Origin of the sequence: Phycicoccus sp. M110.8, from assembly GCF_032464895.1 — a bacterium.
Lineage (GTDB): Bacteria > Actinomycetota > Actinomycetes > Actinomycetales > Dermatophilaceae > Pedococcus.
The window spans coordinates 303,468-327,974 of sequence record NZ_JAWDIC010000002.1 but is presented as its reverse complement, the minus strand read 5'-3'; the positions used below and the strand labels follow the sequence as shown (position 1 = coordinate 327,974).

27 protein-coding genes and 2 tRNA genes are annotated in these 24,507 nt (G+C 73.2%); 19 read left to right on the top strand and 10 right to left on the bottom strand.

Features of this window, described 5'->3' with window-relative positions:
* Positions 1-100 precede the first annotated feature (100 nt).
* The gene (locus tag RKE38_RS13070) at positions 101-664 is read left to right on the top strand and encodes a hypothetical protein (protein WP_316007920.1); all 564 of its coding nucleotides are present in this window, start codon (positions 101-103) and stop codon (positions 662-664) included.
* Here RKE38_RS13070 and RKE38_RS13065 read toward each other — a convergent pair.
* Positions 642-1,532 (bottom strand): 3-methyladenine DNA glycosylase, encoded by an 891-nt coding sequence (locus RKE38_RS13065; RefSeq protein WP_316007919.1) that lies wholly within the window; start codon positions 1,530-1,532, stop codon positions 642-644. The genes RKE38_RS13070 and RKE38_RS13065 overlap by 23 nt on opposite strands.
* A gap of 80 nt (positions 1,533-1,612) precedes the next feature.
* Between RKE38_RS13065 and RKE38_RS13060 the strand changes: the two genes are divergently transcribed.
* The gene (locus RKE38_RS13060) at positions 1,613-2,455 is read left to right on the top strand and encodes a GDSL-type esterase/lipase family protein (protein ID WP_316007918.1); all 843 of its coding nucleotides are present in this window, start codon (positions 1,613-1,615) and stop codon (positions 2,453-2,455) included.
* 30 nt (positions 2,456-2,485) lie between these two features.
* Here RKE38_RS13060 and RKE38_RS13055 read toward each other — a convergent pair whose 3' ends face one another.
* Positions 2,486-2,662, bottom strand: coding sequence for a hypothetical protein (locus tag RKE38_RS13055; RefSeq protein WP_310155198.1), 177 nt, complete (start codon positions 2,660-2,662; stop codon positions 2,486-2,488).
* Positions 2,663-2,744: 82 nt separating this feature from the next.
* Here RKE38_RS13055 and RKE38_RS13050 point away from each other — a divergent pair, with 82 nt between their 5' ends.
* The 7 genes from RKE38_RS13050 (at position 2,745) to RKE38_RS13020 (ending at position 7,372) form a co-directional block, all read left to right on the top strand.
* Positions 2,745-3,698: a GlxA family transcriptional regulator gene (locus tag RKE38_RS13050; protein ID WP_316007917.1), complete on the top strand. Its 954-nt coding sequence runs from the start codon at positions 2,745-2,747 to the stop codon at positions 3,696-3,698.
* A 66-nt stretch (positions 3,699-3,764) separates the two neighbouring features.
* Positions 3,765-4,541 carry a fumarylacetoacetate hydrolase family protein gene (locus RKE38_RS13045; RefSeq protein WP_316007916.1) on the top strand — a complete coding sequence of 259 codons (777 nt, stop codon included), beginning with the start codon at positions 3,765-3,767 and terminating at the stop codon, positions 4,539-4,541.
* 84 nt (positions 4,542-4,625) lie between these two features.
* The gene (gene gltX, locus RKE38_RS13040) at positions 4,626-6,149 is read left to right on the top strand and encodes a glutamate--tRNA ligase (RefSeq protein WP_316007915.1); all 1,524 of its coding nucleotides are present in this window, start codon (positions 4,626-4,628) and stop codon (positions 6,147-6,149) included.
* 127 nt (positions 6,150-6,276) lie between these two features.
* Positions 6,277-6,765, top strand: a complete 489-nt coding sequence (locus RKE38_RS13035; RefSeq protein WP_316007914.1) for an SRPBCC family protein — start codon at positions 6,277-6,279, stop codon at positions 6,763-6,765.
* The gene (locus RKE38_RS13030; RefSeq protein WP_316007913.1) at positions 6,765-6,977 is read left to right on the top strand and encodes a DUF2945 domain-containing protein; all 213 of its coding nucleotides are present in this window, start codon (positions 6,765-6,767) and stop codon (positions 6,975-6,977) included. Before RKE38_RS13035 ends, RKE38_RS13030 begins: the two co-directional genes overlap by 1 nt.
* 140 nt (positions 6,978-7,117) lie before the next feature.
* Positions 7,118-7,189, top strand: a tRNA-Gln gene (locus RKE38_RS13025).
* 110 nt (positions 7,190-7,299) lie between these two features.
* A tRNA-Glu gene (locus tag RKE38_RS13020) sits at positions 7,300-7,372 on the top strand.
* 81 nt (positions 7,373-7,453) lie between these two features.
* Here the strand turns inward: RKE38_RS13020 and RKE38_RS13015 are convergent.
* Positions 7,454-8,056: a MerR family transcriptional regulator gene (locus RKE38_RS13015; protein ID WP_316007912.1), complete on the bottom strand. Its 603-nt coding sequence runs from the start codon at positions 8,054-8,056 to the stop codon at positions 7,454-7,456.
* An 88-nt stretch (positions 8,057-8,144) separates the two neighbouring features.
* Between RKE38_RS13015 and RKE38_RS13010 the strand changes: the two genes are divergently transcribed.
* On the top strand, positions 8,145-8,633 hold the full coding sequence (locus RKE38_RS13010) for a monooxygenase family protein (RefSeq protein WP_316007911.1): 489 nt from the start codon (positions 8,145-8,147) through the stop codon (positions 8,631-8,633).
* 22 nt (positions 8,634-8,655) lie between these two features.
* Here RKE38_RS13010 and RKE38_RS13005 read toward each other — a convergent pair whose 3' ends face one another.
* Together RKE38_RS13005 and RKE38_RS13000 are read right to left on the bottom strand one after the other, a co-directional pair.
* The gene (locus RKE38_RS13005) at positions 8,656-9,453 is read right to left on the bottom strand and encodes a nitroreductase family deazaflavin-dependent oxidoreductase (protein WP_316007910.1); all 798 of its coding nucleotides are present in this window, start codon (positions 9,451-9,453) and stop codon (positions 8,656-8,658) included.
* An 81-nt stretch (positions 9,454-9,534) separates the two neighbouring features.
* Positions 9,535-10,278, bottom strand: coding sequence for an IclR family transcriptional regulator (locus RKE38_RS13000; protein ID WP_310155224.1), 744 nt, complete (start codon positions 10,276-10,278; stop codon positions 9,535-9,537).
* A 119-nt stretch (positions 10,279-10,397) separates the two neighbouring features.
* Here RKE38_RS13000 and leuC point away from each other — a divergent pair, with 119 nt between their 5' ends.
* The 4 genes from leuC to murA all read left to right on the top strand — a co-directional run bounded on the left by leuC (position 10,398) and on the right by murA (position 14,973).
* Positions 10,398-11,822 carry a 3-isopropylmalate dehydratase large subunit gene (leuC, locus tag RKE38_RS12995; protein ID WP_316007909.1) on the top strand — a complete coding sequence of 475 codons (1,425 nt, stop codon included), beginning with the start codon at positions 10,398-10,400 and terminating at the stop codon, positions 11,820-11,822.
* On the top strand, positions 11,822-12,415 hold the full coding sequence (gene leuD, locus RKE38_RS12990; RefSeq protein WP_316007908.1) for a 3-isopropylmalate dehydratase small subunit: 594 nt from the start codon (positions 11,822-11,824) through the stop codon (positions 12,413-12,415). The genes leuC and leuD overlap by 1 nt, the downstream gene beginning before the upstream one ends.
* Before the next feature lie 395 nt (positions 12,416-12,810).
* Positions 12,811-13,566: an HU family DNA-binding protein gene (locus RKE38_RS12985; protein ID WP_316007907.1), complete on the top strand. Its 756-nt coding sequence runs from the start codon at positions 12,811-12,813 to the stop codon at positions 13,564-13,566.
* 75 nt (positions 13,567-13,641) lie between these two features.
* Positions 13,642-14,973: a UDP-N-acetylglucosamine 1-carboxyvinyltransferase gene (murA, locus tag RKE38_RS12980; protein WP_316007906.1), complete on the top strand. Its 1,332-nt coding sequence runs from the start codon at positions 13,642-13,644 to the stop codon at positions 14,971-14,973.
* 4 nt (positions 14,974-14,977) lie between these two features.
* On the opposite strand, the gene cofC is transcribed toward murA, so the two are convergent.
* Complete coding sequence (gene cofC, locus RKE38_RS12975; RefSeq protein ID WP_316007905.1) at positions 14,978-15,835, bottom strand: 2-phospho-L-lactate guanylyltransferase; 858 nt, start codon at positions 15,833-15,835, stop codon at positions 14,978-14,980.
* A gap of 96 nt (positions 15,836-15,931) precedes the next feature.
* Here cofC and RKE38_RS12970 point away from each other — a divergent pair, with 96 nt between their 5' ends.
* Entirely contained in the window at positions 15,932-16,693 is a 762-nt protein-coding gene (locus RKE38_RS12970) for a lysophospholipid acyltransferase family protein (RefSeq protein ID WP_316007904.1), read from the top strand.
* On the top strand, positions 16,690-17,688 hold the full coding sequence (locus tag RKE38_RS12965) for an NAD(P)H-dependent glycerol-3-phosphate dehydrogenase (RefSeq protein ID WP_316007903.1): 999 nt from the start codon (positions 16,690-16,692) through the stop codon (positions 17,686-17,688). Before RKE38_RS12970 ends, RKE38_RS12965 begins: the two co-directional genes overlap by 4 nt.
* A gap of 226 nt (positions 17,689-17,914) precedes the next feature.
* Here the strand turns inward: RKE38_RS12965 and RKE38_RS12960 are convergent, their stop codons facing one another.
* Positions 17,915-19,039, bottom strand: a complete 1,125-nt coding sequence (locus RKE38_RS12960) for a trans-sulfuration enzyme family protein (RefSeq protein WP_410055461.1) — start codon at positions 19,037-19,039, stop codon at positions 17,915-17,917.
* 69 nt (positions 19,040-19,108) lie between these two features.
* On the opposite strand from RKE38_RS12960, the gene RKE38_RS12955 reads away from it, so the two are divergent.
* Positions 19,109-20,242, top strand: a complete 1,134-nt coding sequence (locus RKE38_RS12955) for a D-alanine--D-alanine ligase family protein (protein ID WP_316007902.1) — start codon at positions 19,109-19,111, stop codon at positions 20,240-20,242.
* A gap of 118 nt (positions 20,243-20,360) precedes the next feature.
* Here RKE38_RS12955 and RKE38_RS12950 read toward each other — a convergent pair whose 3' ends face one another.
* Positions 20,361-20,834: a DUF3515 family protein gene (locus tag RKE38_RS12950; RefSeq protein ID WP_316007901.1), complete on the bottom strand. Its 474-nt coding sequence runs from the start codon at positions 20,832-20,834 to the stop codon at positions 20,361-20,363.
* A 1-nt stretch (position 20,835) separates the two neighbouring features.
* Positions 20,836-21,069 carry an Lrp/AsnC family transcriptional regulator gene (locus RKE38_RS12945; protein WP_310155252.1) on the bottom strand — a complete coding sequence of 78 codons (234 nt, stop codon included), beginning with the start codon at positions 21,067-21,069 and terminating at the stop codon, positions 20,836-20,838.
* 142 nt (positions 21,070-21,211) lie between these two features.
* Between RKE38_RS12945 and thiL the strand changes: the two genes are divergently transcribed.
* A complete protein-coding gene (gene thiL / locus RKE38_RS12940; protein WP_316007900.1) occupies positions 21,212-22,246 on the top strand; it encodes a thiamine-phosphate kinase in 1,035 nt (344 codons plus the stop codon).
* A 194-nt stretch (positions 22,247-22,440) separates the two neighbouring features.
* Here the strand turns inward: thiL and rpmB are convergent, their stop codons facing one another.
* The gene (gene rpmB / locus RKE38_RS12935; protein ID WP_056922510.1) at positions 22,441-22,635 is read right to left on the bottom strand and encodes a 50S ribosomal protein L28; all 195 of its coding nucleotides are present in this window, start codon (positions 22,633-22,635) and stop codon (positions 22,441-22,443) included.
* Between the two features lie 176 nt (positions 22,636-22,811).
* On the opposite strand from rpmB, the gene RKE38_RS12930 reads away from it, so the two are divergent.
* Complete coding sequence (locus RKE38_RS12930) at positions 22,812-24,506, top strand: DAK2 domain-containing protein (protein ID WP_316007899.1); 1,695 nt, start codon at positions 22,812-22,814, stop codon at positions 24,504-24,506.
* Position 24,507 lies beyond the last annotated feature (1 nt).

Genomic DNA, 24,507 nt, shown 5'->3' with positions numbered 1-24,507 from the left:
GGTCCCCGGCTGCCCATGTGGTGGCCTCGCTCATCCGTTGACAAGGTGGCGTGGGCCGGTGATGGTGAGCCGTTCCGAGTTCTGCTGCGAGGGGGAGGCGATGGACGGAAGTGGTCTGGAGGGGCAGGCGGCGGACCTGCCGCCCCGCGAGCGGATGGTGCTGGGGTTGCTGCTCACGTGGCTGCTCGCCCCGGTCCTTCGGTTCGACGACACCGAGGACGGTCGACGGCGCGCTGAGGTCTGCCGGGAGTGGCTGCGCCGGGCCGTGCTCGAGGTCGGGGACGGCCGGTCCGATGGCCTGGTCCGCGATGCCCTGCTCCGCGAGGTCCTGGCCAGCGAGGAGCTCCAGCTCGACGAGGAACCGGACGGCCCGGCGGCCTTCCGGGTGGACTTCCTGGCGGCGCTCGCCTACGCCCTCGAGGCCGGCCGGGGCGACGAGCGCTCCTTCACCGGCCTGTTCTCGCGCGTGGAGAGCACACTGGACTTCGCCGACGACGCCGGGCTAGCTCCGCCGCTGCCCTGGCTCGACGCGCAGGTCCTGGAGGTGATCGACGGGCTCCGGGAGGCGGGCGCCTCCGACGGGGTCGACGAGGCGCTGCTGCGCCGTCTCCAGGACGTCCTCGCCCCCTCGAGGGCAGTCCTCACGGAGTCCCCGTCTGGCTGACCGGCACCAACCGGTCCAGCGCCTGGAGGAGCCGCTCACGGATCACCTGGCCGCGGTCGGCGAAGTCCCGCTGCGCCGCGGCATACTCCGCGCGCCCCGCCGGGGTCTCGACCGGCACCGGCTCGTACCCCAGCGAACTCAGGTCGTACGGCGAGGCGCGCATGTCGAGCTCGCGGATCTCGCGCGCGAGGTCGAACGCGTCGAGGGTGAGGTCGCCGGGGAGGGCGGGCCCCAGCTTCATGCACCACTTGTAGAGGTCCATCCCCGCGTGCAGGCAGCCCGGCTGCTCCAGGGCCACCTGGGACTCGCGGGTCGGCTGCAGCACGTTCAGCGGCCGGGCGGGCGGGGTGTAGAAGCGGAACGCGTCGAAGTGCGTGCAGCGGATCCGCAGCGACTCCACGAGGTCGTCGGTGCCCGAGGAGCCCAGCCTCAGCGGCCAGCCGGCGTGCCGCACCTCCTCCTCGCGCTGCCGGTAGACCATCGCCCACTCGTGCAGCCCGAAGCAGCCGAGCTGCGCCGGGCGGGCGGCCGTCGCCGACACCAGCCGGCGGACGAAGTCGACCGTGCGCCCGCGGTCCGCGAGGTATGCCGCGGTGTCCAGCTCCACGGCGTCCCCGACGGTCCGGTGGTGCCGCCACCCGGCGCGCTCGGTGCCGCCCGCGGCCTCGAGGGCCACGCCCGCACCCGGGTGCCACCGGCGCAGCCGCCCGGCGGAGAACGGGTAGTAGGTGAAGAGGAAGTCCTCGACGGGGTGGCGGCGCCCGCCGGTGCGCCGGGCGCGGTGCGCGGCGGTGGCGGCGTCGGCACGCTCGGCGTGGGCGGCCTCGAGCGCGCGCCACGCCTGCTGCTCGATCACGGTCCCGGTCATCGGTTGTCAAGCCTAACGAGACGTATGGCGCTGCCGGCCGCGCGATGGCAGCGTGGGGCCACCACGTCCCGGGAGGTCCCATGCGCCGTCGCATCCTCGTCACGTTCCTCGCAGCCGTCGCGCTGCTCGTCGCGCCGACTGCCGCCTCCGCGGCGCCGTCGGACCGCGGGCAGCAGCAGGCCACCGGCTGGTACCTGTCGCTCGGCGACTCGCTCGCCGCCGGCTACCAGCTCGGGGTCGACCACCCGAACGAGGGCTATGCCGGGCCGACGCTGGCGGCCCTGCAGCAGACCGCGCCCAAGACCAAGCTGGTCAACCTCGCGTGCTCGGGCGAGACGACGACCTCGATGATCGACGGCGGCAGGTGCACCTACGAGGAGGGCAGCCAGCTCGACCAGGCGGTCGAGTTCCTCCACGCCCACCGGCTGACGACGCGGCTGGTCACCCTCGACATCGGCGGCAACGACATCGCCAAGTGCGGCTTCTCCGGCCTGCAGGACAGCTGCATCGACCCGGCGCTGGCCACCCTGCGGCAGAACCTGCCGACGATCATGGAGCGGCTGCACGCCGCCGCGCCGCAGGCCCACATCGTCGTCCTCAACTACTACGACCCGTTCCTGATCTACGCGCTGCAGGGGCCGTCCGGCCTGCCGCTGGCGCAGAAGTCGCTGGTCGTCCTCGGGACGTTCGACGGGCTCATCGCCGCGACCGCCGCGGCGCAGGGGGCGGACGTGGCCGACGTGGCCGGCGCGTTCTCGACGACGAGCTGGACGCCGCTCGTGCCGGTCCCGGGCATCGGGTCGGTGCCGCTCAACCTGGCGCGGATCCTGATGTGGACCTGGATGGCACCGCCGCGGCTGGACTTCCACGCCAACGACACGGGGTATGCCGTGATGGCCGGCGCGGTGATCGCGGAGCTCTGAGCCGGCCGGCCGTGCTCAGGCCGGCCGTGCTCAGGCCGCGGCCTGTGCGTCGTGCAGGACGCGGTCGAGGTCGTGGTCGAGGTCGCTGAAGGCGATCGAGGAGTCGGCGCCGTGCGGTGCCCGGGGCAGGCCCCAGGTGCGGCGGTGGTGCCGCTCGATGCCGGCGACGAGCGCGGTGGTCAGGGCCAGGAGCAGGAGAAGTGTCATGACAGGAATAGTGCGCTCGTGCCGATCCTGCCACGAGTGGCAGAACTGACGCGAACGACCAATTCTCTGCCATACTCCGGTCATGGCCCTGTCCACGATCGCCGCGCTCGTCACCGACCCCGTCGCCATGTTCGAGACCGCCATCGCCTGCGAGGTGTTCGGCCTCGACCGCACTGACGACGGCGTGCCGCCCTTCACGTTCATGACCTGCGGGGAGACCCCGGGAGTCCCCGTCCCCACCACCAGCGGTGGGGCGCTCGTGCCCACCCACCAGTGGCAGGACGCGGTCGGGGCCGACCTCGTCGTGATGCCGGCCGGCGGGGTCCGCGACTCCTACCCGCAGGAGCTGCTCGACGTCATCCGGGCCGCCCACGCCCGCGGCGCCACGGTCCTGTCGATCTGCACGGGCGCCTTCATCCTGGGCGAGACCGGCCTGCTCGACGGGCTCACCGCCGTGACGCACTGGCGGTATGCCGAAGAGTTCGCCCGCCGCTTCCCGCGCACCCAGGTCTCGATGGACGTCCTCTACGTCGACCACGGCCAGATCGTCACGGGCGCCGGGACCGCCGCCGGCATCGACGCCGTGCTGCACCTCGTGCGGCGCGAGCTGGGGTCGGCCGTCGCCACGCGGATCGCGCGCCGGATGGTGGTGCCGCCGCAGCGCGACGGCGGCCAGCGGCAGTACGTCGAGAGCCCGCTGCCGCAGGTCGACGCCGCGAGCATCCAGCCGGTGCTCGACCACATCAGCGACCACCTCGACGAGCCGCACACGGTCCCGGACCTCGCCCGGCTGGCGATGATGTCCGAGCGGACCTTCGCGCGGCGGTTCGTGGCGGAGACCGGCACCACGCCGCACAAGTGGATCGTGCAGCAGCGGGTGCTGCGCGCCCGCGAGCTGCTCGAGGAGACCGACCTGCCGGTGGAGGCGGTCGCCTCGCACAGTGGCTTCGGGTCGGCCTCGCTGCTGCGGACCCACTTCCAGTCCGTCGTCGGCACGAGCCCGCAGCGCTACCGGCGCGAGTTCTGCGCCCGCTGACGGGCGTTCCCGCCGCACGCTCGGGCACCCGAGGCGTGCCGGCGGCCTCGTGGGTAGGGTCGGCTCGTGCGCATCGCGAGGTACACGACAGGTGAGGACCCGGCATTCGGCGTGGTCGAGGGCGAGCCGGGACGCGAGTTCGTCGTCCAGGTCCAGGGCGACCCCCTCTACACGCCGATCGTCCCCACGGGCGAGCGGTACCCGGTCGGGGAGGTGCGGCTGCTGTCGCCGGTCATCCCCCGCAGCAAGATCATCGGCATCGGCAAGAACTACGCCGACCACGCCAGGGAGATGGGTGGCGAGGTGCCCGAGGAGCCGCTCATGTTCCTCGTCCCGAACACCGCGGTCGTCGGGCCCGGCGACCCGGTCGTGATGCCCGCCGGGGCCAAGGAGATCTCCTACGAGGCGGAGCTCGCCGTCGTGATCGGGCGGATCGCCAAGGACGTGCCGCGCGAGCGCGTCAAGGAGGTCGTCTTCGGCTACACCTGCGCCAACGACGTCACGGCCCGCGACTGGCAGCGTGGTGACGGGCAGTGGGGCCGCGCCAAGGGCTTCGACACCTCCAAGCCACTGGGGCCGTGGATCAACACCGACCTCGACGTGTCCGACCTGCGCGTCGTCAGCCGCGTCGACGGCGAGACCCGCCAGGACGGCACCACGGCAGACATGATCTTCGACGTGGAGACCCTGGTGTCCCACGCGAGCTCGGCCTTCACCCTGCTCCCCGGTGACGTCATGCTCACGGGCACGCCGGCGGGCGTGGGCCTCGTCGACCCCGGCCAGCGGGTCGACGTCGAGGTCGAGGGCATCGGGACCCTCACCAACACCTTCGTCCGCCGCTGACCCGGGTCGGCACGGCCGGGGCGCACCCGGCCGGGCTCGACGGCATACGAGCCGGGTCCCGGCGGTCCCTAGAATCGGGGCACCATGACTGACACCGCCTCCCAGACCCCGCGCCTGCGCGTCGCCCCGTCGCCCACCGGCGACCCGCACGTGGGCACCGCGTACATGTCCCTGTTCAACCTCGCGTTCGCGCGCCAGCAGGGCGGCAAGTTCGTCCTGCGCATCGAGGACACCGACCGCGCGCGGTTCCGCGAGGACAGCGAGCAGCAGGTGTTCGACATGCTGCACTGGCTCGGGCTGCACTGGGACGAGGGGCCGGACGTAGGCGGCCCGTACGCGCCGTACCGCCAGTCCGAGCGGCTCGACACGTACCGGCCGTACGTCGAGCGGCTCCTGGCCGAGGGCAAGGCGTACCACTGCTGGTGCTCCACCGAGCGGCTGGCGCAGATGCGCGAGGTGCAGCAGAAGACCAAGCAGCCCACGGGCTACGACCGTCTCTGCCACGGCAAGACGCGCGAGGAGCGGGCGGCGCTGCCCGGCTTCACCGAGACGCCCGTCGTGCGGATGCTCATCCCCGAGGACGTCGAGCTGCACTTCGAGGACCTCATCCGCGGACGGGTCTCCGCCCCGCGCCCCGACGACCAGGTCATCCTCAAGGCCGACGGCTTCCCGACCTACCACCTCGCCGTCGTGGTCGACGACCACGAGATGGGCATCACCCACGTCGTGCGCGGTGAGGAGTGGATCTCCAGCACCCCCAAGCACATCCTGCTCTACCGGTGGCTGGGGCTGGAGCCGCCGAAGTGGGCGCACATGCCCCTGCTGCGCAACACCGACAAGTCCAAGATCTCCAAGCGCAAGAACCCGGCCGCGCGGCTCACCTGGTTCCGCGAGCAGGGCTACCTGCCCGAGGCGCTCGTGAACTTCCTCGCGCTGCTCGCCTACCCGCCGGCACAGGGCGCCGAGGGTGAGGACGTCGAGGTCTTCACCTTCGAGGAGTTCAGCAAGGACTTCGACTGGCGCAAGGTCAACCCGGTCGGCCCGATCTTCGACCTGAAGAAGCTCGACTGGCTCAACGGCGTCTACGTGCGCGGCCTCGAGGTCGGCGAGCTCGCCTCGCGCCTGCTGCCGTACCTCGTCGACGCCGGTGTGCTGGGCGCGGAGCCGACCCTGGGCGAGCTGGCCCGGCTGCGGTCGGTCACCGAGCTCATCCAGACCCGCATGGTGCTGCTCACCGAGGCCGCGCCGCTGGTCCGGCCCTTCTTCGTCGCCGACGCTGACCTCGAGGTCGCCGACGACGCCCGGGCCCAGCTCAAGGAGGACGCCCCGCAGGTGCTCGACGCCGCCGTCGCGGCCCTGACCGAGCTCGGCGACGAGCGGTCCGGCGTGCTCGGCTCGGAGTCGACGTGGAACGCCGCGGCGATCGAGGCGGCCCTGCGAGCGGCCGTGGTCGACGGTCTGGGCATCAAGCCGAAGTTCGCGTTCGGCCCGCTGCGGACCGCGGTGTCCGGCCAGCGCGTGAGCCCGCCGCTGTTCGAGTCCATGGAGATCCTCGGCCGCACGTCGACGCTGGCCCGCCTGCAGCGACTGCGCGACGACCTCGCCTGACCTCGCCCGACGTCGCCTGACCGGGACGCCCGGTGGTGCGAGCGTGCCGCGGCGTGGGCCCGCCGCGTGGTGGGACTCACGCCGCCGGCGCGGTGCGGGGTGGCGGTGCTGCGGTTAGCGTCGGGTCATGACCCGCATCGTGACCGAGAGCATCGACGTGGCAGCCCCCGCCGCGACCGTCTTCGCCATCCTCACCGACCCCCGCCAGCACGCACGCATCGACGGCTCGGGCTCGGTGCAGGAGGTCGTCGAGGGGCCGGCGCGGCTCGAGCGCGGGTCGGAGTTCGGCGCGCGCATGCGCCTGTTCGGCCTGCCCTACCGGATCTCCAACCGGGTCGTCGAGTTCGAGGAGGGGCGCCGGATCGCCTGGCGGCACTTCGGCGGCCACCGGTGGCGCTACGAGCTGGAGCCGCTGGGCGCCGACCGCACCCGTGTCACCGAGTCCTTCGACTACTCGATGTACGGGCCGGGGCCGCGCCTGTTCGTCGAGCTGCTGCGCTTCCCGACCCGCAACCGCAACGGGATCCGGGCCACGCTGGTCCGGCTCCGCGACGCCGCCGAGGCCGACGCGGCCAGCGGGACGACCGTCGACGCCGCGACGGGGGAGGGGGCCTGATGTCCATCCGCAAGGGGTCGAGGGTCCGGTGGACGTGGGGCAGCTCCACGGCTGAGGGGACCGTCACCGAGGTCCACCACGAGCGCGTGTCACGGACGATCAAGGGCTCGACGGTGACCCGTGACGCCAGCCAGGACGAGCCGGCATACGACATCGAGCAGGACGACGGCAGCCGCGTGCTGAAGTCGAAGAGCGAGGTCGAACGCGCCTGAGGCGTGCGGGGATCCGCGCGCGATCCCGGCCGCATCGGTCCGCAACCGGGGCCGATTTGGGAAGCCGAGGAACGGCCCGGTAGTATCGCTCCTCGGTTCACCCCCTGAAGGCCTTCGGGCGCGCTGGGAGTGATACCCCTTGGGGTATGGTGTAATTGGCAGCACGACTGATTCTGGTTCAGTTAGTCTAGGTTCGAGTCCTGGTACCCCAGCTCCGGCGGAGCTCCGCGTGAGACCCCGCCGATTCGGAGAAATCCACGACCTGCCGGTATGGTTCTCTCCGCTGCCCGACACCGCGAGGTGTCACCGGCAGACCAGCTAGGGCCCCGTTGTGTAGCGGCCTAGCACGCCGCCCTCTCAAGGCGGTAGCGCGGGTTCGAATCCCGTCGGGGCTACGCGAGCAGGAGCCCCCGTCCACTCCGGACGGGGGCTCTTCGCGTTCCCGGGGTCCGGGGCCGCTGCCCGCGGTCGGCCGCCTATGCGCGGCGTGTGCTCACCGACTCCTGGGCCATGCGTCGCAGCGCGACCAGCACGGGGTCGAGCATGACCGTCCCGACGACCACGGTGTGCATCGCGGTCGCCGGGTCGTCCGTCGCCAGCGCCACGTCCAGGTCGACGGCGGCGACCTGTTCCATGGCCTGCGCGTAGCGGCGCAGGGCATCCGCCGTCACGCCGACCCCGGCGTCGCGCGCGGCCGCGAGGGCGACGCCGAGGGCGCGGGAGGCGGGCGCCTGGGCCGAGACGCTCCAGCCGAGGTCGGCCACGAGGTCCGAGACGTCGTCGCTCACGGGTCCGTCCTCGCCCGCGGTCGGCAGGGCGTAGTGCGCGATGCCGAGCAGCTCGTTGCGCGAGGCCGGGGGTGAGGCCAGGGCCGCCAGGATCGCGGAGATGCCGGCGATCCCGACGCCGCCGTGCTCGACGAGGGCGCGCACGAGCCGGACCCGCTCCACGTGCTCGGGGCCGTACTCGGCGCGGGTGCGGCTGGTGGCCTCGCCGGGCATGAGCAGCCCCTCGCGCAGGTAGTACTTCAGCGTGTGGACGGGCACGCCGGTCGTCTCGGCGAGCTCGGAGATCCGCATGGGCACCTCGGGGTCTTGACATCGGATAGTGCTGCTGTCCAATATGGCAGAGCGCTGATGGACAGCGCCACTATCCAAGGAGCCCGGCATGGTCGAACGCGTCACCCACGCCTACGAAGGGCCGCTCGCGGTCTTCCTCATCGGCCTGCGCGTGCACAAGCCGTGGCGCGTCGGCGTCGTCGGCACCGCCGTCCGTGCGATGCCGCGCATGATCGTCGAGCTCGAGCGCAACAAGGCCGCCGCGGCTCGTGGGGAGGCGGAGTCGCTCGGCTACCTCGGCAGCCGCTCGACCGTCCACGGCCTGGGTACGACGATGATCCAGTGGTGGCGCAGCGTGGAGGACATCTACGCGTACGCCAACGCCGAGCCGCTCGAGCACCGGCCGGCCTGGCTGGACTTCTACCGCGCGGTGCGCGTCGACCCCTCCGCCGTCACCATCTGGCACGAGACGTATGCCGTGTCGGCGGCGGAGAGCGTGTATGCCGGGCCGGCGCCCTTCGGGCTCGCCTCGATCTCCGGGACCGTGCCGGTCGGCCGGCGCGGGGAGACGGCCCGCGAGCGGATCGTCCGCGGCTAGGTCCCCACGGCCGGGCTGCCGGTCACTCGGCCGCGGCGGGTTCCTCGGCGGTGGTGGGTCGCGCGACGGTGGTGGGTTCCTCGGCCGCGGCGGGTCGCCCGCCCGCGCGGCGCCGGCGCAGCAGGGGGCGTCCCGACAGCAGGGCGGCGGCCGGGACGGCCCACCGCCACGCGCGGTCGGCCCGCAGGGGCTCTGGACCCGGGCCGGTGGTGGGGTCGAGCCGGCGCAGGTGCAGCCGGCGCCAGTGGGCGCGCAGGTCCTCGTCGTCGTCGCGCAGGCCCTGGGAGGCGAGGTAGCTGCCGAACCAGGAGCGGCCGAAGGTCCTCAGCGCGCTGACGACCTGCATGGCCTCGTCGGCGTCCGTGAGCGGCTCGGCGCGCACGACCCGGGTCTCACCGCGGTACTGCACGGTGGTGACGGGGTCGGCCGTGAGGTTGCGGAACCACTGCGACCGGCCGCCGTACGGGCACCACAGGTAGGTGCGGTCACCGACCCGGTGCGGGTAGACCAGCACGCGTCGGGGCCGCCCGGTCCTGCGGCCGGTGGTCGTGACGACCATCCACACGCGGCCGGTCACCGGTCCGAGACCGAGGCGCCACAGGTACAGCGGCAGCCCCATCAGCCGGCGCGTCGGCCACGCGTCGAGGTACCGGGTGGTCTGCGTCCCCTCGCGCCTCGGCGGCTGCCCGCCGTGCGCTCCACGGCCGCGGGACGTCCTCGCGGGGAGGGGAGTCCTTGCGCGGCGGGCGGTGCCTGCTCGGCTGGAGACGGCTGCCCGGGTGGAGGGGTCTGGTCGGCTGGAGGTGCGGGTCTGGCTCATGCTCCCAGCGTCGGCCGGCGCCGTCGTCGTCGGCCCGAGTCGAACGTCCCGCCGTCGCAGGCTGCCGGCCGTGGCCGGCCCTCAGGCGTTGTTCTGCTGCTGCTGCTGGGCGTGGTGACGGGCCAGCACCTCGGTGAGCTTGTTGGCCCCGGCCATCACGGTCGCCGCGTGCAGCCGTCCGGGCTGGCGCGAGAGGCGCTCGATCGGGCCGGAGATCGAGACCGCCGCGACCACACGACCGCTCGGGCCCCGCACCGGTGCCGACACCGACGCGACGCCCGCCTCGCGCTCGCCGACGCTCTGCGCCCAGCCCCGGCGGCGGACGCCGGAGAGGGTCGTGGCGGTGAACTTGGCGCCGTGCAGGCCGCGGTGCAGGCGGTCCGGCTCCTCCCAGGCGAGCAGCACCTGGGCTGCCGAGCCCGCGAGCATCGACAGGGTCGCCCCGACCGGGATCGAGTCGCGCAGGCCCACGGGGCGCTCGGCCGCCGAGACGCAGATGCGGTGGTCGCCCTGGCGGCGGAACAGCTGCGCGCTCTCGTTGGTGTGGTCGCGCAGGGCGCCGAGGACCGGGCCCGCGGCGGCGAGCAGCCGGTCCTCACCGGCGGCCGCGGCGAGCTCGGCCAGGCGCGGACCGAGCACGAACCGGCCCTGGATGTCGCGCGTGACGAGGCGGTGGTGCTCGAGGGCGACGGCCAGCCGGTGGGCCGTGGGGCGGGCCAGTCCGGTCGCGGTGACCAGCTGGGCGAGGGTCGACGGCCCGGCCTCGAGGGCGCCCAGGACGATGGCCGCCTTGTCGAGAACGCCGACTCCACTGGTGTTGTCCATGCACTGATATTGACGTCTCATTGCCTGAGACGCAAATCCACCTGCGTGTCGGAGGTGCGACGCTCGGTGGACGGCGCAGCGTCGCGCTCGCCGGAGCCATGGTCGAAGGAGTGGGGAACGTGTCGGGAACGCTGGCCGAGAAGGTGTGGGACGCCCACGTCGTCCGTCGAGCCGAGGGCGAGCCGGACCTCCTCTACATCGACCTCCACCTCGTCCACGAGGTGACCTCGCCCCAGGCCTTCGACGGCCTTCGCCTGGCCGGGCGGCCGGTGCGCCGTCCGGACCTCACCCTCGCCACCGAGGACCACAACGTCCCCACCACGCCGGGGCCGATCACCGACCCGGTGAGCCGCACGCAGGTCGAGACCCTGCGCCGCAACTGCGAGGAGTTCGGGGTCCGGCTCCACCCGATGGGTGACGCCGAGCAGGGCATCGTCCACGTCGTCGGCCCGCAGCTCGGCCTGACCCAGCCCGGCATGACGATCGTCTGCGGCGACTCGCACACCTCGACCCACGGCGCGTTCGGCGCCCTGGCGTTCGGCATCGGTACCTCCGAGGTCGAGCACGTGCTCGCCACCCAGACCCTGCCGCTCAAGCCGTTCCGCACCATGGCCGTGACCGTCGAGGGCGAGCTGCAGCCGGGCGTCACCGCCAAGGACATCGTGCTCGCCGTGATCGCCAAGATCGGCACCGGCGGTGGCCAGGGCTACGTCCTGGAGTACCGCGGCAGCGCCATCCGCTCGCTGTCCATGGAGGCGCGGATGACGGTCTGCAACATGTCGATCGAGGCCGGTGCGCGCGCCGGCATGATCGCCCCCGACGAGACGACCTACGACTACCTCAAGGGCCGCGAGCACGCGCCGACCGGCGCCGACTGGGACGCCGCCGTCGCCGACTGGGACCAGCTGCGCACCGACGACGACGCCGTCTTCGACGCCGAGGTCTTCCTCGACGCCTCCACCCTCACGCCGTTCGTCACGTGGGGCACCAACCCGGGCCAGGGCCTGCCGCTCGGCGAGGCCGTCCCCGACCCCGAGACGCTCGGTGACGACACCGCCAAGGCAGCGGCCCGGCACGCGCTGGAGTACATGGGCCTGACGCCCGGCACCCCGCTGCGCGAGATCAAGGTCGACACCGTCTTCGTGGGCTCCTGCACCAACGGCCGCATCGAGGACCTGCGCGCCGCGGCCGAGGTCGTCAAGGGCCGCAAGGTCGCCGACGGCGTCCGCATGCTCGTGGTGCCGGGCTCGGCCCGCGTGCGCCTCCAGGCCGAGGCGGAGGGCCTGGACAAGGTGTTCACCGAGGCGGGGGCCGAGTGGCGCCTGCCCGGGTGCTCGATGTGCCTGGGCATGAACCCCGACCAGCTCGCGCCGGGGGAGCGCAGCGCCTCCACCTCCAACCGCAACTTCGAGGGCCGGCAGGGCAAGGGTGGTCGCACCCACCTGGTCAGCCCGCTCGTCGCCGCGGCCACCGCGCTGCGCGGCACCCTGTCCAGCCCGGCCGACCTCGACCAGCTCGTCGGCGCGAACGAGGGGACCCTCTGATGCAGGCCTTCACCACCCACACCGGCATCGGTGTCCCGCTGCGCCGCAGCAACGTCGACACCGACCAGATCATCCCTGCCGTCTACCTCAAGCGCGTGACGCGCACCGGCTTCGAGGACGGCCTGTTCGCCGCCTGGCGCAAGGACGAGACGTTCGTCCTCAACCACGACTCGTATGCCGCGGGGTCGGTGCTCGTGGCGGGCCCGGACTTCGGCACGGGCTCCTCCCGCGAGCACGCCGTCTGGGCGTTGATGAACTACGGCTTCCGGGTCGTGCTGTCCTCGAGGTTCGCCGACATCTTCCGCGGCAACAGCGGCAAGCAGGGCCTGCTCACCGCCCAGCTGGCCCAGGACGACATCGAGCTCATCTGGAAGTACCTCGAGAACGAGCCGGGCGCCTCCGTCACGGTCGACCTGGTCTCGCGCACCGTCACCGCCGGCGACATCGTCGCCTCCTTCGAGGTGGACGACTACACCCGTTGGCGGCTGCTCGAGGGCCTGGACGACATCAGCCTCACCCTGCGCCACGAGCAGTCCATCACGGACTTCGAGGCCAGCCGCCCGGCGTACAAGCCGGTCACCACCTCCGCCTGAGGGGTCCGGCGCGCCGCGACACGGCGTGTTGCGGCAGCCAATCCGGGCTGTCCCTCCCTGCCTGCTCCGGCGTACCCGTTCCCTGGCCCCGAAGGCCCTTCCACGGGCCCAGAGGTGCGTCTACCTCCTGCCGAAACTGTTGCAGCACAACGGTTTCGGGTCGCTGTACGCGTACGCGGTCCTCAGCGTGCGTCCCGGGTGCGAGGGCGTCCACAGTGCCCGGACCCACCTCCGAGGGCCCGGAAATCCGTTGCGACACAATGGATCAGGCTCTTGACATGGTGGACTCGGACCCTCAACGGCCCTAACGTCAGACCCACGTCGGGCAGCGGCTCGACCGCCCAACCTGTCGGGCCAAGGGGGTCCGGCGTCACCAACCCTGTGGAGGGGAAGACGTGAACAAGGCAGAACTGATCAAGGAGCTCGAGTCGCGCCTGGGCAGCCGGAAGGCCGCCAGCGAGGCGCTGACCGCTGTGGTCGACGTGATCATCCGTGAGGTCGCCAAGGGCGGCAGTGTCGCGATCACCGGCTTCGGCACGTTCGAGCAGGCGGCGCGCGCGGCGCGTACCGGCCGCAACCCGCGCACCGGCGCCACCGTCAAGATCAAGAAGACGGTCGTCCCCAAGTTCCGCGCCGGCTCGGCGTTCAAGGACGTCGTCAAGAACCCGCGCTCGCTGCCGAAGGCGGCCGCCGCCGGTGCCCGCGCCGCTGCCGGGACCGCCACCAAGGCCGCGGCTGCAGGGGCCAAGAAGGCGACCCCGGCCAAGAAGGCCACGGCGACGAAGTCCACCGCCGCCAAGTCGACGGCCGCGAAGTCGACCGCCGCGAAGAAGACCACCGCGACGAAGTCGACGGCTGCCAGGAAGACCACGGCCACCAAGGCGGCGTCGACGAAGAAGGCGACCCCGGCGAAGAAGACCACGGCGGCCAAGACCACCACCGCCAAGAAGACGACCGCCACCAAGGCCGCCCCGGCCAGGAAGGCGACCCCGGCGAAGAAGACGACGGCGGCCAGGACAACGACGGCCAAGAAGACGACCGCCACCAAGGCCGCCTCGGCCAAGAAGACGACGCCGGCGAAGAAGACCACCGCCACGAAGTCGGCGGCGGCGAAGAAGTCCACGGCGAAGCGGACGGCCAAGAAGGCCTGACCCCCTTTCCGCACGGAACGGCGGCCGGCACCCCTCGGGGTGCCGGCCGCCGTCGTCGTTTGGGATGCTTGCGCCATGGCGAACTTCCTTCGGGTCGACGGCGGTGCCCCCCTCGTGGGTGACATCGAGGTGCGCGGTGCCAAGAACCTGGTCTCGAAGGCGATGGTCGCCGCCCTGCTGGCGGAGGACCGGTGCCGTCTGCGAGGCGTCCCGGAGATCTCCGACGTCAAGATCGTCTCCGGGCTGCTCGAGCTCCACGGCGTCAAGATCGACTCGACCGACCGCGACGGTGAGCTGCTGCTGGACCCCACCAACGTCGAGCAGGCCCACGTCGCGGACATCGACGCCCACGCCGGCACCTCCCGGGTGCCGGTGCTGCTGTGCGGGCCGCTGCTGCACCGCCTCGGCGAGGCCTTCATCCCCGACCTGGGCGGGTGCCGCATCGGCGACCGCCCGATCAACTACCACCTCGACGTGCTCCGGCAGTTCGGGGCGGACGTCCAGAAGCGGCCCGAGGGCCTGCGGCTCACCGCTCCCAACGGGCTGAACGGCACCCGCATCTCGCTGCCGTACCCCAGCGTCGGGGCGACCGAGCAGGTGCTGCTCACGGCCGTGCGCGCCAACGGCGTGACCGAGCTGCGCAACGCCGCCGTGGAGCCGGAGATCCTCGACCTCATCGCCGTGCTGCAGAAGATGGGCGCGATCATCAGCGTCGAGACCGACCGGGTCATCCGGGTCGAGGGCGTCGACCGGCTCGGTGGCTACGACCACCTGGCCATCCCGGACCGCATCGAGGCCGGGTCGTGGGCCTGTGCCGCGCTGGCCACCAAGGGCGACATCTACGTCCGGGGTGCGCAGCAGCAGGCGATGATGCCGTTCCTCAACGTCTTCCGGAAGATCGGCGGCGCGTTCGACATCGACGACGAGGGCATCCGGTTCTGGCACGCCGGGGACACGCTGCAGTCGCTCGTGCTCGAGACCGACGTCCACCCGGGCTTCATGACCGACTGGCAGCAGCCCCTCGTCGTCGCGCTCACCCAGACCACCGGGCTGTCGATCGTGCACGAGACGGTCTACGAGAACCGGCTCGGCTTCACCGAGGCGCTCGCGGAGATGGGGGCCGTCATCCAGCTCTACCGCGAGTGCCTGGGCGGGTCACCGTGCCGGTTCGGGCGGGCCAACTTCCGCCACAGTGCCGTCATCTCGGGCCCGACGCCCTTGCGCGGTGCCGAGATCACGGTCCCGGACCTGCGCGGCGGCTTCAGCTACCTCATCGCGGCGCTCGCGGCGGAGGGGCAGTCGACCGTGCACGGCATCGACCTCATCTACCGCGGCTACGAGCGGTTCTCGGACAAGCTCGACGCCCTCGGCGCCCACTACGAGGTCGGCGGCCCCAAGGTCGCCTGACCGGTCAGCCGATGGTCTGGTCGTCGCCGATGCCGACGATCCACAGCCGGCTGACGGGGCCACCGGCGCCGGCGAGGTCGATGCTGACCCGCTGCCCGGGCCGCAGGTGCCGCAGCGCGCTGGCCGCGAACACCTCACCGGTGAAGGTCACCTCGCGCCCGTCGTCGAGCAGGGCCGAGCCCGACCCGTCCTGCTCGTCGAAGGTGTGCACGCTGGCCTGCATGGCTGCAGCGTAGCCACCCCCGGAGAGCACGGCTCCCGTGGCGGCACCCACGCCGAGCGCGAGGGCGGCACGCAGCGCGGCGTCGTCGTCGACGTCCCGGCGCAGCCGCGGCAGGTCCAGCTCGAGGCGCGTGTGCCCCGCGGCCTCGTGCCGCGCCGCCGAGCCCTGCCCGAAGGCCGGGGCCAGGCCCGCGCCCGGTACGGCGGTCAGCAACACCGTGCCGGTCCCGTCCGCATCGGGCACCACCGCACGCTCGTGCGCCGACGCCGTGCGCAGTGCGGCCCGCAGGTCCTCGGCACGCAGGGACGGCAGGTCGCCCAGCAGCACCGCGACCGCCGCCCCCGGATGGTCGGCCAGGGCGGCGTCACGGCCGGCCAGCACCGCCGCGTCGAGGCCTGCGCCCGGGTCGGCGACCACGTGCGCGCCGAGCGCCGAAGCGACCCCGGCCACCGTCGCGTCCGAGGTGACGACGTGGACGCAGCCACGCGGCATACCGGCGACGCACGCGGTGAGGCAGTCGGTCGCGAGGGCGAGCGCGAGCTCGACGCGGTCGACGCCACCGGGCGGGTGCAGGCGGGACTTGGCCGCGGGGCCACCCTTGACGGGGACGACGAGCTGCCAGGACGGGAATGCGGTCATCACGGCGATCGTCCCAGTGCTGGCGAGGCCGCTCGACACCGACCCCTCGACCGGCGAGGATGCTCAGGCACAACCCCCACCGGAGATGGAGAGCACGTGGCCCCCCGCAGCCGTGACCCGCTGCCGTTCGCCTACCGAGCCGTCGTCGCGATCCTGCGGCCGCTGCTCATGGTCCTGACCCGGCGCGACTGGCACGGTGCCGAGAACCTCCCGCGGGAGGGCGGTTTCGTCGCCACGCCGAACCACCTCTCGTACACCGACCCACTGGTCTTCGCCCACTTCATGCTCGACAACGGGCGGCCGGCGTTCTTCCTCGGCAAGGAGGGCGTCTTCCGGGTGCCCGTCGTGGGGGCGATCCTGCGCGCCGCGCAGCAGATCCCGGTCTACCGCAACACCGGCAAGGCGGCCGACGCGTTCCGCGCGGCGGTGGCCGCGGTGCAGGAGGGCAAGGCCGTGGGCGTGTACCCCGAGGGGACCCTCACGCGGGACCCCGACCTGTGGCCCATGGTCGGCAAGACGGGTGCCGCGCGCATCGCCCTCGCCACCCGCTGCCCCGTGATCCCCGTCGCCCAGTGGGGTCCGCAGGAGCTCCTCGCGCCGTACGGCAAGAAGCTGCGGCTGCTGCCGCGCAAGACCATGCACGTCACCGCCGGGCCGCCGGTCGACCTGTCCGACCTGTACGACCAGCCCGTGACCTCGACCCTGCTGCGCGAGGCGACCTCGCGGATCATGGCCGCGCTCACCGTCCAGCTCGAGCAGATCCGCGGCGAGCAGGCGCCCACCGAGCGCTTCGACTCCCGCAGCCACGGGCTCCCCGAGACCGGCAACTTCCGTCGTTCCCAGCGGGGTGGTCGATGAGCACCGCCGCGGTCTTCGGCACGGGCAGCTGGGGGACCGCGTATGCCGCCGTGCTCGCCGACGGGGGCACCCCCGTGCGGATGTGGGGGCGCCGGCAGGAGGCCGTCGACCAGGTCAACGCCGGCTGCAACCGCGACTACCTCCCGGACCTCGTCCTGCCGCCCACGGTGACCGCGACCACGGACCCCGAGGAGGCCGTCCGGGGCGCCGACATCGTCGTCCTGGCCGTGCCGTCCCAGACGCTGCGGACCAACCTCGCGACCTGGGGGCACCTCCTCGGGGACGCCAAGGCCGTCGTGTCGCTGATGAAGGGTGTCGAGCTCGGCACGACCAAGCGGATGAGCGAGGTGATCCACGAGGCCGGCGGCGTCCCGCAGGACCGCATCGTCGTCGTCTCGGGCCCCAACCTCGCTCCCGAGATCGCCAAGAAGCAGCCTGCCGCCAGCGTCGTCGCCTGCATCGACGAGTCGGTCGCCGACATGGTGGCGCGGGCCTCCAACCCGCCCTACTTCCGCCCGTACACGAACACCGACGTCGTCGGCACCGAGATCAGCGGCGCCGTCAAGAACGTCATCGCGCTCGCGGTCGGCATGGCCGAGGGCCTCGGCATGGGGGACAACTCCAAGGCCTCGATCATCACCCGCGGCCTGGCCGAGACGACCCGGCTAGGGCTGGCCCTGGGGGCCGACGTCATGACGTTCGCGGGCCTCGCCGGGGTGGGCGACCTCATCGCCACCTGCATGTCACCGCTGTCGCGCAACCACACGTTCGGGGTCAACCTCGGCAAGGGCATGTCGGTCGCCGAGGTCGTCGCGGTGACCAAGCAGACGGCCGAGGGCGTGAAGTCCTGCGAGTCGATCCTGCAGCTCGCGCACCAGCACGACGTCCGGGTGCCGATCATCGAGCAGGTGGCGGCGGTGGTCCACGACGGGCGCTCGCCCAAGGACGTCGTCGGCGCGCTCATGCAGCGCGAGCTCAAGAACGAGACCGACTGACCCGAGCTCCTCCTCCCGCACTTCGGGCCACCGGGCCCCGCAGGCAGAGCGCCTGACCGCGGTCAGGTGGCCTCAAGTGGGAGATGCACCCCACTTCGGGCCACGTGGCCGCGCATGTGCAGCGCTTGACCGCGGTCAGGTGGCATGACGTGGTGGGGATGGCGGCTCCGCGGGGCTGCCCGCCACCCCGGCTCGGATGCGGCCCAGGGTCATGCTGGCTCAGGGGTCAGGCGTGGCGGAGGGCCTGGTCGAGGTCGCGCCAGAGGTCCTCGACGTCCTCGATGCCGACCGACAGGCGCAGCAGGTTCTCCGGGGTGGTCTCGGGCTCCAGGACGTGCCGCCGACGACGCTCGACCTGGGACTCCACGCCGCCGAGGCTGGTCGAGTGGCTCCACAGGTGCACGGCGTCGGCGACGCGCTCGGCGGCCTCGGGTCCACCCACGACCTCGAGGGACACCATCGCCCCGAAGCCGGGGTAGCGGACCCGCTCCACGGACGGGTGGCCGTGGAGCCGCTCGGCCAGCGCCGCGGCATTCGCGGTGGCGCGCTCGAGCCGCACGTGCAGGGTGCGCAGCCCCCGCAGGGCGAGCCACGTCTCCATCGGCCCGGCGATGCCGCCGCCGAGGAGGCGGTGGTGCGCGAGGCGGTCGTGCAGGGCGGTGCCGGCCTCGGTGGAGGCGGTGACGGTGGCGCCGAGGATGAGGTCGCTGTGGCCGCTGAGGTACTTGGTCACCGAGTGCACTACGACGTCGACGCCGAAGGACAGCGGTTGCTGGCCCAGGGGAGTGGCGAACGTGTTGTCGCACACGGACAGCACGCCGCGCTCGCGGGCGGCGGCTGCGATGGCGGGCAGGTCGGCCACCTCCAGGAGCGGGTTGCTCGGCGACTCCAGCCAGACCATGGCCGCGCCGTCGAGCGCGGCCACCACGGCGGCCGTGTCGGTGAGGTCGACCCAGCGCACCTCGTGGCTACCGTCGCGCTCGGCGTCGAGCAGCGAGGCCACGGTGCCGTTGTACGCGGTCTTCGAGGCGACGACGGGGCTGCCGTGGGGCGCGAGGGACAGGGCGGCACTCACCGCGGCCATGCCGGATGCGAAGACCAGCGCATCGCCGCCCTCGAGGCTGCCGAGGGCCTCCTCGAACGCCGACCACGTGGGGTTGCCGCCCCGGGCGTACCCCTGCGGGCCGCCCGCGGCATACGTCGAGGAGAGCTCCAGCGGAGGGCTCACGCCGGCACCCGGGACGCGAGCCGGGCGCCCGAGCGCCACCACGCGCGAGGCCGGGGACAGGTCGTCGTGGGCGGCGACGTCCGCTGCGGGCTTGGGCACGTCGGGCAGGTCGTGGGAGGTCACGCGGCCAGCGTAGGCGTGAGGCGCGGCGGGTGACGGCGCGGGCCACCGGGCGGGATACGCTCGTCGGCGATGAGCACCGACCAGCCCACGCCCCGCAAGCCGCGCGTCGCCATCGTCTTCGGCGGTCGCTCCTCGGAGCACGCGGTCTCGTGCGCCACGGCCGCGGGCGTCATGCGCGCGATCGACCGCGACGCGTACGACGTCATCCCGATCGGCATCTCCCGTGAGGGCCACTGGGTGCTCTCCGACGGGGACCCCTCCCGGCTCGAGCTCACCGCCACGGCCACCCCCGAGGTGGCCCACGACAGCGGCGCCGGCGTCGTCGTGCCGCTGTCCACGACCAACCGCACCCTGACCACGTTCGAGGCGCAGGAGATCCCGCGCGACCTGGGCGAGGTCGACGTGGTGTTCCCGCTGCTGCACGGGCCGTTCGGCGAGGACGGCACCATCCAGGGCATGCTCGAGATGGCCGACATCCGCTACGTCGGGTCGGGCGTCCTCGCCTCGGCCGCCGGCATGGACAAGCACTACATGAAGGTGCTCTTCGCGGGCGCCGGGCTTCCCGTCGGGCCGTATGTGGTGGTCACCGACGTGCAGTGGCGCCGCGACAAGGCGGCCGCCATGGAGGCCGTGGCGGCGCTGAAGTACCCCGTCTTCGTGAAGCCGGCCCGCGCCGGGTCGAGCATGGGCATCTCCAAGGTGTCCGACCCCGAGGCGCTCGAGGGCGCCATCGAGATCGCGCGCCAGCACGACCGCAAGGTCGTCGTCGAGCAGGGGATCGTCGGCCGCGAGATCGAGTGCGCCGTGCTCCAGGGACGCGGCACCGACGGGCCGCGGGTCTCGCACGTCGGGGAGATCGCGGTGACCGCCGAGGGCGGCCACGAGTTCTACGACTTCGAGGCGAAGTACCTCGACGACGGGGCCGTGCTGTCGTGCCCGGCGGACGTGCCCGACACCGTGTCCAAGGAGGTGCAGCGGCTGGCCGCCGCCGCGTTCGAGGCGCTCGGGTGCGAGGGGCTGGCCCGGGTCGACTGCTTCTACACGGACGCCGGTGACGTCGTCGTCAACGAGATCAACACGATGCCGGGGTTCACGCCGCACTCGATGTACCCGCAGATGTGGGAGGCGACCGGCCTGTCCTACCGCGACCTCATCGACGAGCTGATCCAGCTCGCGCTCGAGCGCCCCGTCGGACTCCGCTAGCCCGTCGCCGACCGGCAACGCTGCCCACGTGTTGCCACGTGGTGGTCACGGGGACGCCGATCCAGCTCCCGCATGACCACCTGCTGGCAACAAGTTAGGGAAGGGTGACGGCGGGCCGTCAGGAGCAGTGGCGGCCGTTCTGGGGCAGGGCCTTCGCGGCGGGGCCGAACGCAGGCAGGAGGAGCGGTTCGGGGGCGTAGGCGCTGGGGACCAGGACCTCGATCGCAGGGTCCGTGCCGAACGTCGTGAAGCGGGCGCCGTCGGACAGCCGCTCGACCACCCAGCCCACGCCGTCGACGTCGAGGCACTCGTCGGTCGTCGGGCCGAGCGCGGGCAGGCCGCACCGGGCGACGACGGCAGGGTCGCCCCACGCGCGGGTCCGGGCGGACGCCGGGGAGGTGTCCACGCGGTCGCGCCCGGCCACGCGCTTCGGCCACGCCCCGGAGGCGGCGTCGCAGCCGGTGCCGGCATAGCCGGGGACGGCCACGTCGACGCCGCGCGGCCACACGGCATACACGACAGCGCCGGCCGTCCCGAGGATCAGGAGGCCGGCGGCTGCGAGGAGCGCGCGCCGACGCGCGGCGCGGCGCACGTCAGACGTGGACGACGGTGCAGGTCAGGGTGCGGGTGATGCCCGCGACGTCCTGGATCTTGGCGATGACGAGCTTGCCCAGCTCGTCGACGGTGTTGGCCTCGACGCGGGCGATCACGTCGTAGGGGCCGGTGACGTCCTCGGCCAGCACCACACCGGCGATGCCTGCGATGGCCTCGGCCACTGTCGCCGCCTTGCCGACCTCGGTCTGGATCAGGATGTAGGCCTGGACCACCACGTGACACCTCTTCTTCCTGGTTGGCCGGGACGGAGGCGTCCCGAGAGAACCTGCCGCGGCGGGGCGCCACGGTGACCCAGACGCTACCGTGCCCGTGTCCCACCCGTCTCCCCAGGACCCGTCACGAGGAGGTCACGCCGTGCCCGACCAGGCGCGCACGCTCGCGCAGGTGTCCGAGGGTGCCCTGCTGGCCGAGATCTTCCCGTTCTTCACCGGCGGGCCGGGTATGCCGGTGGGCCCGGGGGACGACGCGGCCGTCCTCGCCACGGGGAGCCGGACGGTCGCCACGACCGACACGATGGTCCGTGGGCGCGACTGGGTGGACGAGTGGTCCAGCGGGGCCGACGTCGCGGCCAAGGCGCTCACCCAGAACCTCGCCGACGTCGCCGCGATGGGCGGCCGGCCGACGGCCGTGCTCGTCGCACTCATGGCGGACCCGGCCGTGGAGGTGGACTGGGTGCTCGACTTCGCCCGGGAGCTGGGCGCCCGGGCCGCGGAGGCGGGGGTCGCCGTGGCAGGTGGCGACCTGTCGTCCGCGCCCGCGGGGGTCCTCGCGGTCGCCGTAACGGCGCTGGGGGACCTGCCGGGCCGCCCCGTCCTGCGCTCGGGCGCCCGCCCCGGTGACGTGGTCGCCGTCTGCGGCACGCTGGGGCGCTCGGCAGCAGGCCTGGAGCTGCTCCGGGCCGGGGCTGTCAGGGACGAGGCTGTTCGGGGCGACGCTGCCCGGGGCGAGGCCGGCGCCGGGGGCCGGGGCCACGCCACTCGCGAGGCAGAGGGGTGGAGCGGCACCGCTGCCGAGTGCGTCGCGCACCACCTGCGGCCGACGACGCCGCTGGCGGCCGGCCCCCGGGCTGCGGCGAGCGGGGCGACGGCGATGCTCGACGTGTCGGACGGGCTGCTGCGTGACGGGTCCCGGCTGGCAGCGGCCAGCGGGGTGCGGGTGGCCCTCGACTCGGCGCTTTTGGCGCCCGACGTGGACGTGCTGCGCGAGGTGGTCGGCGACGGGGCGCTCGAGTGCGTGCTCGCCGGTGGGGAGGAGCACAGCCTGCTCGCGACGTTCGGCGGTGAGCTGCCGCCGGGGTGGCGGGCGCTGGGCCGGGTCGAGGAGGGCGAGGGCGTCACCCTCGACGGTGAGCCCCAGCAGCCCCGCGGCTGGGACCACTTCGCCGGCTGAGCGACCTGCCCGGCACGGGACTCCCCGGGCTTTGGGGGTGCAGGAGTGGCCGATGGGTCACTCCTGCACCCCCAAAGCCGCGGGAAGCCGGAGCAGGTCGCGGCCGTGTGGTCCGGCGTCGAGGCCCCGTCAACGACCGAAGCCGACCTCCCCGTGGGGAGATCGGCTTCGAGTGCGTGTGCCGGGAGGCTGGGTCAGCGCTTGACCTTGCCGGCCTTCAGGCACGAGGTGCAGACGTTGAGACGCTTCGGGGTCACGCCCGCGTCGCCCACCAGAGCCTTCACGCGCTGGATGTTGGGGTTCCAACGACGCTTGGTGCGGCGGTGCGAGTGCGAGATGTTGTGACCGAAGCCCGGTCCCTTGCCGCAGACGTCGCAGTTGGCAGCCACGGGTGTTCTCCTGGTTCGATGCGTACAAACTCGGGGCGCCCCGTGATCCACCGCGGGCAGGAGCCAGCGACGGAGAGGTTCACGGGAACCGGTCAAGCGTAGCCGAGCGGTGGCTCATCGACCAAAACGGCGCCGATGGCCGCCTCGCCGACGGCCCCTGACGTTAGCCTGCCACCGTGCTCGATGCCCTCACCGCCGCCGATGCCCGGCGGTGGGCTGTGCTCACCCGGGCCGCCTTCGCCGCCCGGCGTGCCGAGATCGACGCGCTCAACGTCTTCCCCGTCCCCGACGGCGACACGGGTACCAACCTCTACCTCACCCTGGACGCCGCGCTCGACGCCGTCCGCACCGAGCACGAGCGGGCCGGCATCCTCGGCGAGGCCTCGCTCGAGCAGGAGTGCGGCGACCTCGCGCACGCGATGCTGCTCACCGCGCGGGGCAACTCCGGCGTCATCCTCAGCCAGCTCGTGCGCGGGTTCGCCGAGGCGATCGCCGAGCGGGGCGTCGAGACAGCCGACGCGTCCGTGATGGCCGACGGCCTCGCCCGGGCCAGCGACCGGGCCCGCGCCAGCGTCATGCACCCCGCCGAGGGGACGATCCTCACCGTCGCGCACGCGGCGGCCCTGGCGGGAGCCGAGCCGGTGGACGACGGCCTCGCGGCGGTCGCCGAGGCCGCCCTCGACGCCGCCACCGTCGCGCTCCGCAAGACGACCGAGCAGCTCCCGGCCCTCGCCCGTGCCGGGGTCGTGGACGCCGGGGCCGCGGGGTACGTGCTCATGCTCGAGGCCCTCGCCCGGGTCGTGCACCAGGACGCCACCCAGGTCGGCGAGCGGGTCGAGCCGTTCACCGAGGACCAGACCCTGCGCCGACGGGAGGACTGGACCCGCAGCAACGGCGGGGTGGTCGAGCCGGTGGGCTCGCACGGCGGGTCGTCCACCGGTGACGGCGACCTCGTCGAGGGCGGACCGGCATACGAGGTGATGTACCTGCTGCGCGACAGCGACGAGGGCCGCGCGGCCACGCTGCGCACGACCCTCGACGCCCTCGGCGACTCGCTGCTCGTCGTCGGTGGTCCCGAGCTGTGGAACGTCCACGTCCACGTCGACGACGTCGGGGCCGCGCTCGAGGCGGGGATCGACGCGGGCCGGCCGTTCCGGGTGCGGGTCACGCACTTCGCCGACCAGGCGGCGCGCCGGGAGCGCCACGTCACGGGCGTCGCCGTCGTCGCGTGTGCGGCCGGGCCGGGCCTGGCCACCGTGTTCGAGGCGGCCGGCGCCGTGGTGGTGGCCAGCGGCCCCGGCCGGCGCGCCTCGGCGGGCCAGCTGCTCGACGCGGTGCGCGCCACCGGCGCCCCGTCGGTCCTGATGCTCCCCAACGACCGCGACACCGAGATGGCGGCGCACGCGGCCGCCCGGGCGGCGGAGGCCGACGGTGTGGAGGTCCACGTCGTCCGCTCGCGCACGGCGGTGCAGGGGCTGGCCGCGATGGCGGTCTGGGAGGCCACGGCGAGCGCCGCCCGCAACGCCTCGGAGATGGGCCACGCGGCCGCGGCGACCCGGCACGGCGCGGTCGCCGTCGCCAGCAAGGAGGCGCTCACCAGTGCCGGCCCGTGCGCCCCGGGCGACGTCCTGGGGGCGGTGTCGGGCGACGTCGTCGTGGTGGGCGACGACCTCGAGGCGGTGGGGGTCGAGGTGCTCACGCGGCTGCTGTCCAGCGGCGGCGAGATCGTCACGGTGGTGACGGGGGAGGGCGCCCCGGAGGGCCTGGGTGAGGCCGTGGGCCAGCGGGTGCGCCAGGCCCAGCGGGACCTCGACGTCCAGGTGATCGAGGGCGGTCAGCCCCACTACCCGCTGCTGCTGGGAGTCGAGTAGG